The sequence below is a fragment of the Mycobacterium sp. SMC-19 genome, from assembly GCF_045310815.1.
Lineage (GTDB): Bacteria > Actinomycetota > Actinomycetes > Mycobacteriales > Mycobacteriaceae > Mycobacterium.
Genome location: NZ_JBJIAM010000005.1, coordinates 84,790 through 97,810, shown reverse-complemented (window position 1 = coordinate 97,810; position 13,021 = coordinate 84,790). Strand labels below are relative to the sequence as shown.

At 67.3% G+C, this 13,021-nt stretch carries 13 protein-coding genes, 1 other RNA gene and 1 pseudogene; 5 read left to right on the top strand and 10 right to left on the bottom strand.

Going from position 1 to position 13,021, the window contains the following annotated elements; all coding sequences use genetic code 11:
• Positions 1 to 63 precede the first annotated feature (63 nt).
• The 8 genes from ssrA to prfB all read right to left on the bottom strand — a co-directional run bounded on the left by ssrA (position 64) and on the right by prfB (position 6,070).
• Positions 64 to 451, bottom strand: a transfer-messenger RNA (tmRNA) gene (gene ssrA / locus ACJH5R_RS12670).
• Between the two features lie 99 nt (positions 452 to 550).
• Positions 551 to 1,396, bottom strand: coding sequence for an EamA family transporter (locus ACJH5R_RS12665; protein WP_406757531.1), 846 nt, complete (start codon positions 1,394 to 1,396; stop codon positions 551 to 553).
• The gene (gene smpB / locus ACJH5R_RS12660) at positions 1,393 to 1,893 is read right to left on the bottom strand and encodes an SsrA-binding protein SmpB (protein WP_406782063.1); all 501 of its coding nucleotides are present in this window, start codon (positions 1,891 to 1,893) and stop codon (positions 1,393 to 1,395) included. The genes ACJH5R_RS12665 and smpB overlap by 4 nt, the downstream gene beginning before the upstream one ends.
• A 2-nt stretch (positions 1,894 to 1,895) precedes the next feature.
• Complete coding sequence (gene ftsX / locus ACJH5R_RS12655) at positions 1,896 to 2,789, bottom strand: permease-like cell division protein FtsX (protein ID WP_406757532.1); 894 nt, start codon at positions 2,787 to 2,789, stop codon at positions 1,896 to 1,898.
• Position 2,790: 1 nt separating this feature from the next.
• Positions 2,791 to 3,480, bottom strand: coding sequence for a cell division ATP-binding protein FtsE (gene ftsE / locus ACJH5R_RS12650; RefSeq protein ID WP_046284564.1), 690 nt, complete (start codon positions 3,478 to 3,480; stop codon positions 2,791 to 2,793).
• A gap of 13 nt (positions 3,481 to 3,493) precedes the next feature.
• Complete coding sequence (locus tag ACJH5R_RS12645) at positions 3,494 to 4,039, bottom strand: hypothetical protein (protein WP_406782205.1); 546 nt, start codon at positions 4,037 to 4,039, stop codon at positions 3,494 to 3,496.
• Positions 4,040 to 4,047: 8 nt separating this feature from the next.
• Positions 4,048 to 4,950, bottom strand: a complete 903-nt coding sequence (locus ACJH5R_RS12640; protein ID WP_406757533.1) for a mechanosensitive ion channel family protein — start codon at positions 4,948 to 4,950, stop codon at positions 4,048 to 4,050.
• A 4-nt stretch (positions 4,951 to 4,954) separates the two neighbouring features.
• Positions 4,955 to 6,070: a peptide chain release factor 2 gene (gene prfB, locus ACJH5R_RS12635; RefSeq protein WP_406757534.1), complete on the bottom strand. Its 1,116-nt coding sequence runs from the start codon at positions 6,068 to 6,070 to the stop codon at positions 4,955 to 4,957.
• Positions 6,071 to 6,166: 96 nt separating this feature from the next.
• Between prfB and ACJH5R_RS12630 the strand changes: the two are divergent.
• Positions 6,167 to 7,537 (top strand): annotated as a pseudogene (locus tag ACJH5R_RS12630) (FAD-dependent oxidoreductase); the annotation flags it as partial.
• 99 nt (positions 7,538 to 7,636) lie between these two features.
• Here ACJH5R_RS12630 and ACJH5R_RS12625 read toward each other — a convergent pair.
• Positions 7,637 to 7,960, bottom strand: coding sequence for a hypothetical protein (locus ACJH5R_RS12625; protein ID WP_406782062.1), 324 nt, complete (start codon positions 7,958 to 7,960; stop codon positions 7,637 to 7,639).
• A gap of 23 nt (positions 7,961 to 7,983) precedes the next feature.
• On the opposite strand from ACJH5R_RS12625, the gene hisN reads away from it, so the two are divergent.
• From hisN to ACJH5R_RS12610, 3 genes are all read left to right on the top strand, one after another.
• Complete coding sequence (hisN, locus tag ACJH5R_RS12620) at positions 7,984 to 8,784, top strand: histidinol-phosphatase (RefSeq protein WP_406782061.1); 801 nt, start codon at positions 7,984 to 7,986, stop codon at positions 8,782 to 8,784.
• A 111-nt stretch (positions 8,785 to 8,895) separates the two neighbouring features.
• Positions 8,896 to 10,302 carry an acyl-CoA dehydrogenase family protein gene (locus tag ACJH5R_RS12615; protein ID WP_406782060.1) on the top strand — a complete coding sequence of 469 codons (1,407 nt, stop codon included), beginning with the start codon at positions 8,896 to 8,898 and terminating at the stop codon, positions 10,300 to 10,302.
• Between the two features lie 48 nt (positions 10,303 to 10,350).
• Positions 10,351 to 11,559, top strand: a complete 1,209-nt coding sequence (locus tag ACJH5R_RS12610) for an acyl-CoA dehydrogenase family protein (RefSeq protein WP_406782059.1) — start codon at positions 10,351 to 10,353, stop codon at positions 11,557 to 11,559.
• 4 nt (positions 11,560 to 11,563) lie between these two features.
• Here ACJH5R_RS12610 and ACJH5R_RS12605 read toward each other — a convergent pair whose 3' ends face one another.
• Entirely contained in the window at positions 11,564 to 12,163 is a 600-nt protein-coding gene (locus tag ACJH5R_RS12605) for a TetR/AcrR family transcriptional regulator (RefSeq protein ID WP_406782058.1), read from the bottom strand.
• A gap of 89 nt (positions 12,164 to 12,252) precedes the next feature.
• Between ACJH5R_RS12605 and ACJH5R_RS12600 the strand changes: the two genes are divergently transcribed.
• Positions 12,253 to 13,020 (top strand): crotonase/enoyl-CoA hydratase family protein, encoded by a 768-nt coding sequence (locus ACJH5R_RS12600; protein WP_406782204.1) that lies wholly within the window; start codon positions 12,253 to 12,255, stop codon positions 13,018 to 13,020.
• Position 13,021: the final 1 nt, after the last annotated feature.

The following is a 13,021-nucleotide window of genomic DNA, read 5'->3' as shown; positions in this document are numbered from 1 at the left end:
TGTTGACGCAGCGTTGACGTGACCTCTGCGCGGGTAGTTTGTCTACCCTGGCCTGCTGTTTAGTTGTGGAGCTGCCGGGAATCGAACCCGGGTCCTACGGCATTCCCTCAAGACTTCTCCGTGCGCAGTTCGCTATGTCTCTACTTGGATCTCCCGGTCACGCGAACAAGCCGAGATGACGATCCCAGTCGCTGTTGGTGTCCCGATACATCCCGCGACCGGACGTATCGGTGGATCCCTCTAGTCGATGCCAGGGTCCGGGCCGAGGGAGCTCCCGGTCTGACAGGCCCGCCTCGCTTAGGCAGCGAGGGCGAAGTCGCTCTGAAGAGCGACCTTAGCCGGCGTAAGTGCCTTGGCGCTTACTTGTTTACAGCGACGCTTACGGTGGTCTCCTGCCTGCACCGGCACGCTTCCCTTGATTCGACACACGCAGTCGAAACCTTTCAGCCCCCTGTCTTGGGTATTTGCCCACCGACCGTCGGCGGACACTTCATGGTACGCGGTTTACAACGACGAACCGATGCCCGTTCATTCCATCGGCGCCGCACCGTCACCGGGCGGTGATCATCGCCACCGCCACCGCCGCCAGCACCATGCCGAGCACCTGTCCGCGGTGCACCCGCTCGCGTAACACCACAATGGCCAGCACCACCGTCACCGCCGGGAACAGCGAGATCAGCACGCTGGCCAGCGACAGGTCCGAGCCGCGCAGCGCGAGCAGCATCGCGACATTGGCTGCGGTATCCGACAGCCCCGCCACCAGCGCCAGCTTCAACGGCCGGCCGGTGGGCAGGTGCAATTCACGCGCCCCGGTCGCCGCGGTGAACACCAGCAGCGCGGCGGCCACCCGCGCGAACGCCAACGGCCACAGCCCGGAGTCCGCCGGCGCCTCGTGAATGAACACGAAGTCCAATCCGAACGCCACGCCGGCTCCCACGGTCAGCCAGGCCACCTTGCGGGTGAAGCGGTGCGGCCGGATGTCTTCGTCGGTGGCCTGCCGGCTCACCAGGACCACCGCCAACAGCGCCAGCACGATCCCGCCGTCGGCTACCAGCCCGGGCCGCTCCCCCTGGATTAAGCCGGCCCCCACCGGAACCCCGGCCGTCAGCACCGCCGAAATCGGAGACACCACCGAGATGGGCCCGGCACCCAACGCGGCGTAGAACCACCAGCCGCCCAACCCCAGCGCGACACCGGAGGCCAGGCCCCAGCCGATCGCGCCCAGGGGAATCGGTCCACCCACCGCAATGGCGAACGTGCCCAGCAACACCAGCGCCACCGGGTAGGAGACCAGCACCACCCGCAGTGCGGGTACGCGGCGCGCGGCGAGGCCACCGGCGAAATCGCTGACCCCGAACCCGGCCGCTGACAGCAGCGCCAGGACGGCGCCGGTCACATGCCCTTGGCGCGCCGACCCAGCGCCCGGGTGACTTCGCGTTGTGCGTCGCGCTTGGCGAGGTCCTGACGCTTGTCGTGGGCCTGCTTACCGCGCGCCAGCGCCAATTCGACCTTCACCTTGCCCTCGGTGAAGTACACCGACAGCGGCACCAGGGTGAGATTGCCGTCGCGGATCTTGCCGATCAGCATGTCGATCTGGCGTCGATGCAACAGCAGCTTGCGGGTGCGTCGCGGTTCGTGGTTGGTCCAGGTGCCGTGGTGGTACTCCGGAATGTGCATGTTGCGCAGCCACACTTCGCCGTCGTCGACGGTGGCGAACGCATCGACCAGTGAGGCCTGCCCGGCTCGCAGGCTTTTCACCTCGGTGCCGACCAGCGACACCCCCGCCTCGTACACGTCCAGAATCGAGTAGTTGTGGCGTGCTTTGCGATTCGACGCAACGATCTGTTTGTCGAGCTTCTTCTTGCTGCCCTTGTCCGCCGCTTTCTTAGCCATCGCTACCGCCGCACATACAGCCGAAGCGTCACGTATGCGGTGGCTCCGGCCATCGCCGCGCCCAGCAGCAGCAGGATCGGCGAGATGTAGAGGATGTCGGCATAGTCGATCCGCGCGATCAGATGTGCTTGATAGAACTGGCTGAGCGCGTTGTCGAGGAAAAGCGCCCGCACCACCAAAAGCCCGATGATCGCGATGATCACCCCCACCGTCGCGGCCAGCACCGCCTCCACCAGGAACGGCAGCTGGGTATACCAGCGACTGGCGCCCACCAGACGCATGATGGAGACCTCGGTGCGGCGCGTGTAGGCGGCGACCTGAACCATGTTGGCGATCAACAGCACCGCCCCCACCGCCTGCACGAGGGCGACCGCGAACGCAGCACTGCTCAGTCCGTCGAGCACGGCGAACAGCCGGTCGATGAGCTTCTTCTGGTTGAGCACGCTGAGCACGCCCGGCTGGCTCTGCATCGCGGCGTCGAAATCCTTGCTCTGCTCCGGATTCTCCAGCTTGACGATGAACGAGGCCGGGAACGAGTCCTTACTCGCCACATCCTTGAATTCCGGGAACTTGCGGATGGCGTCGGCATACGCGTCGTCGGAGTTGAGGTAGCGCACCGACTTCACGTCGTTGCGTGTTTCGATCTGCTCCCGCAGCGCCTTGCATCCCTGCCCCTCGCAGTTCGGGTCATCGGCGGCGACGTCGGGGTCCAAGAACACCTGCGATTCCACCCGGTCCAGGTAGATGCTGCGGGACTGGTCGGCCAGGCGCACCACCAGCAGGCCACCGCCGAACAGACCGATCGAGATGGCCGTGGTGAGGATCATCGCCACCGTCATGGTGACGTTGCGACGCAGGCCGGTCAGGACCTCGTTGAACAGGAATCCAAAGCGCACGTCAGCGATCCATTCCGTAAACGCCGCGCTGTTCGTCGCGCACCAACCGTCCCAGTGACAGCTCGACGACGCGCTGGCGCATCGAGTCGACGATGTGGTGGTCGTGGGTCGCCATCAGCACCGTGGTTCCCGTGCGGTTGATCCGCTCCAGCAGGTCCATGATGTCCTCACTTGTCTCCGGGTCGAGGTTTCCGGTCGGCTCGTCGGCCAGCAGCACCAGGGGCCGGTTGACGAAGGCCCGGGCGATCGCCACCCGCTGTTGCTCACCTCCGGACAGCTCGCCGGGCAGCCGGTTTGCTTTGCCGGACAACCCGACCATCTCCAGAACCTCGGGGACAACCCGATTGATCATCTCCGGCTTCTTGCCGATGACCTCGAGGGCGAACGCGACGTTTTCGAACACGGTCTTCTGCTGCAGCAGCCGGAAGTCCTGGAACACGCAGCCCAGCACCTGCCGCAGGCTGGGGATGTGGCGGCCGGCCAGCTTGTTGACGTGGAACTTCGACACCTGAATGTCGCCCGAGGTGGGTGTCTCCTCGGCCAGCAGCAGCCGCATGAAGGTCGATTTGCCCGAGCCCGACGGGCCGATCAGGAAGACGAACTCGCCCTTGTCGATCTTGACGTTGACATTGTCGAGCGCCGGGCGGGCCGACGATTTGTACTGCTTGGTGACATGGTCGAGCGTGATCATCACGGCACGCAGTTTAGCCGTGCGAGACGCCCGGGCCGGGCGGGGACGCGGGTGTTGCCGGGCCGGGCTGGGCCGGTGGCTGCGCAGCGCCGGGCGGTGCCGCAGGCGCGGAAGGCTCGGGCGGCGGTGGGTTGGGCGCCGGTTCCACCGGCGGAACCGGGGCCGGCGGCGGGCACAGCGGCGGACAGAACGGGAATCCCGGCACCGGTGTCGGCGCCGGCGGTTCGCCGGGCGGCGGCTCGGTCGGGGCGGGGGTCTCGGTCGTGGTGGGCGTGGGTGTGACGGTCTCGGTGATGGTCACCGGCGGTTGTTGCAGCTTGGTGCGCGGCACCCAGGTATAGGCCGGGTCGGGGATGAAGCCCGGCGGCACCACCTGCGGGGCGGGTGGCGGCGTCGGCTCTTCCCGGTAGGTGTCATAGACCCACCACACCGCGGCGAAGGCGATGATCAGCGCCACCGTGGAGGTGCGGACCCGACCGCCGAACAGATGCTCCGGCCACTTCCATCGCTTGCCGTCTGCCGCCTCCGGCTGCTCCGGGGTGTCGGCGGGCTTTCTGATGCTGAGCCTCACAGTGTCTCCACCGGCTTCACATCACCGGCGGTGACGACGCCGGCCGACGCCAGGGCCCGCACCACCTGGATGCGCAGCCGACGTCCCACCTCGAATTGCTTCCCGGGGAGGGTACGGGCCACCATCCGCAGGTTGACGACACCGAGCTCGATGCTCTCCACCCCCATGATCGACGGCTGGTCCAGCAGCAGATCCCGCAGCGGGGCGTCGGCCTCGCGGGCGTTCTCACAGACCTGATGCAGCACCTCGTTGACCCGAGTCAGGTCAGCACTGGTGGGTACCGGGATGTCGACAACGGCGCGCGCCCAGTCCTTGGACAGGTTCAGCGACCGCACGATGTTGCCGTTCGGGACGTTGTAGACCTCGCCGTTGGGAGTGCGCAACTTCGTCACCCGCAGCGTGACCTCCTCGACGGTCCCGAGCGCTTCGGTCGGCGCTCCCGCCATGGACAGCTGCACCAGATCGCCGAAGCCGTACTGCTTTTCGGTGATGATGAAGAAGCCGCTCAGCAGGTCCTGCACCAGCTTCTGGGCGCCGAAACCGATCGCGCCACCCAACACCGCAGCCGGCCCCACCAGAGAGCCGACCGGAATATCGAGGATGCTGGTGATCTGGACGGCGACCATCACGCACAACAGCACCACCGACACCCAGGAGATCACCGAGGCGACCGCCTGACGGTGCTTGGAGGCCTCCGAACGCACCAGCGCGTCGCTGGCTGCAAAGCCGCGTTCCAGCCGCCGCGTGACGCGGCGCGCCGCCCAGGTGATGAACCGCGACGCCAGCACCGCCCCGATCAGCAACAGGACGATCCGCAATCCTTTGGTGATGACCCACTCGCCGATCTGACCGCGCCACAGCTCATGCCAGCGTTGTCCCGGGGCGAAGGCCAAGACCATGCGCTCAGTCGCCTTCAGGCCTGTTGCGCCAGCGGATTCCGGCCTCCAGGAATCCGTCGATGTCACCGTCGAGCACCGCGGCCGGGTTGCCGACCTCAAACTCGGTCCGCAGGTCCTTGACCATCTGGTACGGGTGCAGCACATAGGAGCGCATCTGGTTGCCCCACGAGCTGCCGCCGTCGCCCTTGAGCGCGTCCATCTCGGCGCGCTCCTCAGATCGCTTGCGTTCCATCAGCTTCGCCTGCAGCACGCGCATCGCCGAAACCTTGTTCTGCAGCTGCGATTTTTCGTTCTGACAGGTGACGACGATCCCGGTCGGGATGTGGGTGAGCCGCACCGCCGAGTCGGTGGTGTTGACCGACTGTCCGCCGGGCCCGCTGGAGCGGTAGACGTCGACTCGGACGTCGCCCTCGGGGATGTCGATGTGGTCGGTGGTCTCCACCACCGGCAGCACCTCGACCTCGGCGAACGACGTCTGCCGGCGCCCCTGGTTGTCGAACGGGCTGATCCGCACCAGCCGGTGGGTGCCCTGCTCCACCGAAAGGGTGCCGTAGGCGAAGGGCGCGTGCACCGCGAACGTGGCGCTCTTGATCCCGGCCTCTTCGGCGTAGGAGGTGTCGAACACCTCGACGCCGTACTTGTGCTGCTCGGCCCAGCGGATGTACATCCGCATCAGCATCTCGGCCCAGTCCGCGGCGTCCACGCCGCCCGCACCGGAGCGGATCGTGACCAGCGCTTCGCGCTCGTCGTACTCACCCGAGAGCAGGGTGCGCACTTCCATGGTCTCGACGTCGGTTCGCAGCGACGCGAGCTCGGCGTCGGCTTCGGCCAGGGCATCGGCAGCGGCCGCGCCCTCTTCCTCGGCCGCCATCTCGTAGAGCACCGGCAGGTCATCCAGGCGGCGGCGCAGTTCCTCCACGCGGCGCAACTCCCCCTGCGCGTGCGACAACTCACTGGTGACGCGTTGGGCGCGGGCCTGGTCGTCCCACAGATTCGGGTCGGACGCCTCGTGCTCGAGTTTGTCGATACGGCTGCGCAGTCCGTCGACGTCAACCACCCGCTCCACCGTGGTCAAGGTGGTGTCGAGGGCGTCGATGTCAGGCTGGCGGTCTGGTTCCACGTTTATCGAGGTTACCGGCGGCCACTGGCGTGCGACCTCTAGCATCGGGGTTACGCGGGTGCATGAACGACTTCCGAGGAGAAAGAAGGTTCGAGGATGCGGCCCTACCACGTCGCGATCGTCGGCTCCGGTCCCTCCGGCTACTTCGCTGCGGCATCGCTGCTCAAGCTGGCTGCCGGCGGTGAAGTCGACGTGCGCGTCGACATGCTGGAGATGCTGCCGACGCCGTGGGGCCTGGTGCGCTCGGGAGTGGCGCCGGATCATCCGAAGATCAAGTCGATCAGTGCGCAGTTCGAGAAGACCGCGGCCGATCCTCGATTCCGGTTCTACGGCAACGTCACCGTCGGCGAGCACGTGACGCCCGAGGAACTGGCCGAGCGCTACGACGCGGTCATCTACGCGATCGGCGCGCAGTCGAATCGGCAACTGGGCATTCCCGGGGAGGACCTGGCCGGCAGCGTGGCGGCGGTGGACTTCGTCGGCTGGTACAACGCCCATCCGCACTTCGTCGACCACGCACCCGACCTGACCTGCAAGCGCGCCATCGTGGTCGGTAACGGCAACGTGGCCCTGGATGTGGCCCGCATCCTGGTCAGCCAGCCCGACGAACTGCGCCGCACCGACATCGCCGACCACGCCCTGGACCTGCTGGGTCCGCGCGGCATCGAAGAGGTGGTGATCGTCGGCCGGCGCGGCCCGCTACAGGCCACGTTCACCAGCCCGGAGCTCCGCGAACTCGGCGATCTCAAGGGCCTCGACGATGTCGACGTGGTGATCGACGCCGCGGAGTTCGCCGGCATCACCGACGAGGACATCGAGGCGGCCGCCAAACATCCCAAGCAGAACGTCAAAGTGCTGCGCACCTATGTCGGACGCGAATTGCGACCGGGCCATCGCCGAATCGTGTTCCGGTTCTGCACCTCTCCGATCGAGATTCGCGGCGACGGCCGGGTCGAGGAAATCGTGTTGGGGCGCAACGAGCTGACGACCGACGAGCAGGGCCGGGTCAGCGCACACGACACCGGTGAACGCGAGGTGCTGCCGGCTCAGCTGGTGGTGCGCTCGGTCGGTTATCGCGGCGTACCGATGCCCGGACTGCCGTTCGACGAACGCAGCTGCACCATCCCACACACCGACGGGCGCATCGAAGGCACCAGCAATCAGTACGTGGTCGGGTGGATCAAGCGTGGACCTTCAGGGGTGATCGGCTCCAACAAGAGCGACTCGCAGGCCACCGTCGACACGCTCGCCGCGGATCTGGCCGCCCGGGCAGCGCAAACCGGTCTTCCCGACGTGGACGCCGACTACGAAGCCCAACTGCACCGGTGGCTGTTGTCCCGCCAACCGGATCTGGTCACCGCCGAGCACTGGCAGCTGATCGACGCCCACGAGCGCTCCACCGGTGAGCCGCACGGCCGGCCCCGGGTCAAGCTGGCCAACGTCGCCGAGATGCTGCGGATCGGGCATGGGCCGGGCTCGAATGACTCCTGCCCGGACTGTGATGACGCGGGCTTGACGTCCTACCCGGTGCCGTTGCCGGAGTCGCAGCCGCGGTAGACGGGAGCGTCAGTCTCCTATTGGCCCGGTCAGATTCCAGTTGTCCGGGTTGCGCGGCGAGTACCGCACCGGCAGCAGGTCGCCCACGCTCGGCCACTTGCTGACGTCGACCGCGAACCGCTGATAGACCTCGTGCTCATCCACCGTCGGACCATGCAGGACGCCGGTGATGGTGACGTATTGCGCGCCGGTCGCCTCGGGCCGCGGACTGACGCCGGTGACCAGGACGGTGCCCTCTTGGGCTCCACCGCCCGGCCCCGGCCGGAACAACCGCGGCGCCAGGAACACCGCGAGAATGGCCAGTAGCAACAGCAGTGCCCCGAACTCCCACATGCGGTCATGGTAGGACTTTCGCCATGGCGCAGATCAACGACAATCTCGACGCAGACCTCACGCTGGCCCTGGCTCTGGCCGACCGGGCGGACGAAATCACGCTGGCGCGGTTCGGTGCGCTCGACCTGCGGGTCGACACCAAGCCCGACCTGACTCCGGTGACCGACGCCGACCAGGCGGTCGAAACCGCACTGCGCGAGGTGCTGGTCGCCGAGCGTGCCGACGACCAGATCCTCGGCGAGGAGTTCGGTGGCACCGCGACTTTCACTGGGCGCCAGTGGATCATCGACCCGATCGACGGCACCAAGAACTTCGTGCGCGGGGTGCCGGTGTGGGCCACCCTGATCGCGTTGCTCGAGGACGGCGTGCCGATCCTCGGCGTGGTCAGCGCCCCGGCATTGCACCGGCGCTGGTGGGCGACGCGCGGCCGGGGCGCGTTCGGGTCCCACGCCGGCGCGCCGGCCCGACCGCTGTCGGTGTCCTCGGTGGCCGAGGTGGGCTCCTCCAGCCTGACGTTCGCCGGGTTGAACTACTGGGCGGCGCGCGGGCTGCGGGAGCAATTCCTGGGGCTGACCGAGGCGGTGTGGCGGGCACGCTCCTACGGCGATTTCTGGGCGTACTGCTTGGTCGCCGAGGGCGCTGTGGATGCAGCCATCGAGCCGGCGGTGTCGGTGTGGGATCTGGCCGCCGTCGACATCCTTGTGCGCGAAGCGGGCGGGGTGTTCACCGACCTGTCCGGCAACCCGGGCCCGCACGGGAACTGCGCCGTGGCCGCCAACCCCGCCCTGCACCAGCAGGTGCTGGCGGCTTTGACCCCGGAGTAAACGGGCGTCCGGCGGGGGCCGATTGAGGACTTCGTCACACCTTACTTCTGAGTTAACTTACTTCGGAGTAAGGTGGCCTCATCGATACCTTCCATCGAGTGAGGCTCTGACATGACTGATATCGCCCCCGCCACCAACGGCTCAAAGGTCCGGCTGAACAGCCGCGCCAGCGGCGTCGGGTCGGCTCCGCACAAGCGCAGCCCGATGGCGGCCGCACTGTCGCTGGTCACGCCGCTGGTCAGCCGGGACTTTCTGGACCGCTACCGCCTGCGAGAGCCGCTCAACTGGAGCCTGAACTACGGCGTGAAGACGGCCTTCTCCGTCGCCGGAGCCTCCACCCGCCAGTTCAAAAAGGTTCAGGGCCTGGGCAAGGCGCCGGCGCGCCTCGCCCCCGGCGCCAAGGGCGGCAAAAACACTGACTACTTCGACCTGACCCCCGATGACGACCAACAGATGATCGTCGACACCGTCGAGGAGTTCGCGGCCGAGCTGCTGCGGCCGGCCGCCCACGACGCCGACGAGGCCCTCGACTACCCGCGCGAGCTGCTCGGCAAGGCCGCCGAATTGGGCATCACCGCGATCAACATCCCGGAGGACTTCGACGGGATCGCCGCACACCGTTCCGCGGTCACCAACGTGCTGGTCGCCGAGGCGCTGGGCTACGGCGACATGGGCCTGGCACTGCCGATCCTGGCCCCCGGCGGGGTGGCTTCGGCGTTGACCCACTGGGGCAGCGCCGACCAGCAAGCCACCTACCTGCCCGAGTTCGCCGGGGAGAAGGTCCCCCAGGCCTGCGTCGCGATCGTCGAGCCACAGCCGTTGTTCGACCCGACCAACCTCAAGACGACCGCGGTACGCACGCCCAGCGGCTACCGGCTCGACGGGGTGAAGTCGTTGGTGGTGGCCGCTGCCGACGCTGAGCTGTTCATCGTGGCCGCCCAGCTCAACGGCAAGCCCGCACTGTTCATCGTCGAGTCCTCAGCGCCCGGCCTGACCGTGAAGGCCGACCCCAGCATGGGTCTTCGCGCCGCCGCCCTGGGCCAGCTCGAGCTGAACCAGGTGTCGGTCCCGCTGAGCGCCCGCCTCGGTGAGGAAGCGGCGACCGATGCCGACTACTCGCAGGCCATCGCACTGTCCCGGCTGGGCTGGGCCGCATTGGCGGTCGGCACCAGCCACGCGGTGCTCGACCACGTGATGCCCTACATCAAGGAGCGTGAGGCGTTCGGTGAGCCGATCGCCAACCGCCAGTCGGTGGCGTTCATGTGCGCCAACATCGCCATCGAACTCGACGGGCTGCGGCTGCTGACCTGGCGCGGCGCGTCGCGTTGCGAGCAGGGACTGCCCTTCATCCGGGAGGCCGCCCTCGCCAAGCGGATCGCGACCGACAAGGGCATGCAGATCGGTCTGGACGGGGTGCAGCTGCTGGGCGGCCACGGCTACACCAAGGAGCACCCGGTCGAGCGCTGGTACCGCGATCTGCGGGCACTCGGCGTCGCCGAAGGCGTCCTGGTCATCTAGTCATCCGAGCTACCAAGCCAACTCCGCTGCGAACACGAAAGTCTGATCATGGCAATCAATCTGGAACTGCCCCGTAAGCTCCACGAGGTCATCGAGATGACCCATGCCGGGGCCGCCGAACTGCTGCGCCCCATCTCGCGCAAGTACGACGCACGCGAGCACGCCTACCCGGTCGAGCTGGACACCCTGGAAACCCTGTTCGACGGGGTCTCCGGGGCCGGCGGTAGCGCGATGGCCGGCGCCGAGGCCTTCCGCGACGCCGGCGCGCAGACCGGCAACCGCAACGCGTCCAACATGGCGGCAATGCTGCAGGTGCTCGAGATGAGCTGGGGCGATGTGGCTTTGATGCTGTCGGTGCCCTACCAGGGCCTTGGCAATGCGGCCATCTCCGGCGTGGCCACCGACGAACAGCTCGCTCGCCTGGGCAAGGTGTGGGCCGCAATGGCCATCACCGAGCCGAGCTTCGGCTCCGACTCGGCGGCGGTGACGACGACGGCCACCCTCGACGGCGACGAGTACGTGATCAACGGCGAGAAGATCTTCGTCACCGCCGGTTCGCGATGCACCCACATCGTGGTGTGGGCGACGCTGGACAAGGCTCTGGGGCGGGCGGCGATCAAGTCGTTCGTGGTGCCGCGCGAGCACCCCGGCGTCATCGTCGAGCGCCTGGAGCACAAGCTCGGCATCAAGGCCTCCGACACCGCGGTGATCCGGTTCGACAATGCCCGCATCCCCAAGGACAACCTGCTGGGCAGCCCGGAGATCAACACCGAGAAGAGCTTCTCCGGAGTCATGGAGACCTTCGACAACACCCGGCCGATCGTGGCCGCCATGGCGGTCGGAGTCGCGCGCGCCGCACTCGAAGAGCTGCGCAAGATGCTCACCGCCGCCGGCATCGAGATCTCCTATGACAAGCCGGCACACGCCCAGAGCGCACCGGCCGCGGAATTCCTGCGGATGGAGGCTGACTGGGAGTCGGCGAACCTGCTGACCCTGCGTTCGGCGTGGCAGGCCGACAACAGCATCCCCAACTCCAAAGAGGCGTCGATGGGCAAGGCCAAGGCCGGCCGAGTCGCCAGCGACATCACCCTCAAGGCCGTCGAAATGGCCGGCACCTTGGGCTACTCCGAGCAGATGCTGCTGGAGAAGTGGAGCCGCGACTCGAAGATCCTCGACATCTTCGAGGGCACCCAGCAGATCCAGCTGCTGGTGGTGGCCCGCCGGCTGCTGGGCCTGTCGTCGGCCGAGCTGAAGTAGCGCCCTACGCCGGCGGTTGGATCAGCGGGCCGAAGCTGGCGCTGACGGCCTTGAGCGCCCGGGTGTCGCGAGCGGACAGCGCGATGACGAACGCACCCTGAATCAGCGCCAGCACGCTGTGCGAAAGCTCGTCGGCGGAACGGTCGTCACGCACATCCCCACATTGCTGGCCGGCCCGCATCAACTCGGCCAGAGCGCGATGCCAGCCGGCCAGCGCGGCATCGAGGCAGTCGCGAAACGGTTCGGAGTCAGCCGCCAGTTCGGTGGAGAATTTCCCGGCCAGACAAGCCCGCTGGAAGTCCGACCGCACGAACGCCTGAGTGAGTTCGGCGAAGTAGCCGGTGAGTTTGTCAGTGGTACTGAGGGTTTCGTCGTCGGACCACTTGGCCAGGGCGTCCAGCTGCATGTGCATATAGCGGTCCAGCACGGCCAGGCCGAACGCATCCTTGGACCCGAAGTGGTGGTAGAACGAGCCCTTCGGCACCCCGGATGCGGCCAAGATGGCGTCGACAGTGGTGCCGTGAAACCCGGACGCATAAAACGACCTCATGCCCTGGCGAAGCAGTCGCTCCTTGTGGGTCAGCGCTTTTGCCGGAGCTGCCATCGATCCTCCATTCTTGACGATCTGGTCTAGACGATTTAGTCTAGCCGATACGCCCGGCTTCCAGGGAGGACACCAGTGAACTACGACATCTGACCGTCCGCCGCGACGGCCATGTGCAGATCATCGGCCTCAATCGGCCCGACAAACGCAACGCGTTCCACTCCGCCATGCTGCGCGAACTAGCCGCCGCCTACGGGGAATTCGACGCCGACGACAGTCTGCGGGCCGCCGTGCTCTACGGCGAAGGGCCGATGTTCACCGCCGGGCTGGACCTGGCCAGTGTGGCCGGCGACATCGCCAACAACGTCTCGCAGGTTCCCGATGGCGGTATCAATCCGTGGCAGGTCGACGGCAGGCAGCTGTCCAAACCGGTCGTCACCGCCGTACACGGCAAGGTGCTGACGCTGGGTATCGAGCTGATGCTCGCCGGCGACATCGCCATCGCCGCCGAGTCGGCCACCTTCGCACAACTGGAAATCGCCCGGGGCATCTACCCGTTCGGAGGGGCCACCATCCGATTCCCGCGGGCGGCGGGCTGGGGCAACGCCATGCGGTGGATCCTGACGGCCGACACCTTCGACGCCCGCGAGGCCCATCGAATCGGCATCGTGCAGGAGGTGGTGCCCGACGGCGGGCAGCTGGCCCGCGCCATCGAGATCGCCCAGACCATCGCGCGGCAGGCGCCGCTGGGCGTGCAGGCCACCCTGCGCAGCGCCCGTCAGGCGGTGCGTGATGGCGACACCGCGGCCGAGGCCGACCTGGTGCCCACCGTGCAGAAACTGTTCGCCAGTGAGGACGCCGCCATCGGGGTACAGGCGTTCCTGAGCCGCAACACCGCGGAATTCGTCGGCCGCTGAG

Bases quoted from the DNA above. Each gene is read 5' to 3' on its own strand.
- smpB (WP_406782063.1), bottom strand. From the start codon at position 1,893: ATGGCTAAGAAAGCGGCGGACAAGGGCAGCAAGAAGAAGCTCGACAAA.
- ftsE (WP_046284564.1), bottom strand. From the start codon at position 3,480: ATGATCACGCTCGACCATGTCACCAAGCAGTACAAATCGTCGGCCCGC.
- ACJH5R_RS12640 (WP_406757533.1), bottom strand. From the start codon at position 4,950: ATGGTCTTGGCCTTCGCCCCGGGACAACGCTGGCATGAGCTGTGGCGC.
- ACJH5R_RS12625 (WP_406782062.1), bottom strand. From the start codon at position 7,960: ATGTGGGAGTTCGGGGCACTGCTGTTGCTACTGGCCATTCTCGCGGTG.
- hisN (WP_406782061.1), top strand. From the start codon at position 7,984: ATGGCGCAGATCAACGACAATCTCGACGCAGACCTCACGCTGGCCCTG.
- ACJH5R_RS12615 (WP_406782060.1), top strand. From the start codon at position 8,896: ATGACTGATATCGCCCCCGCCACCAACGGCTCAAAGGTCCGGCTGAAC.
- ACJH5R_RS12610 (WP_406782059.1), top strand. From the start codon at position 10,351: ATGGCAATCAATCTGGAACTGCCCCGTAAGCTCCACGAGGTCATCGAG.
- ACJH5R_RS12605 (WP_406782058.1), bottom strand. From the start codon at position 12,163: ATGGCAGCTCCGGCAAAAGCGCTGACCCACAAGGAGCGACTGCTTCGC.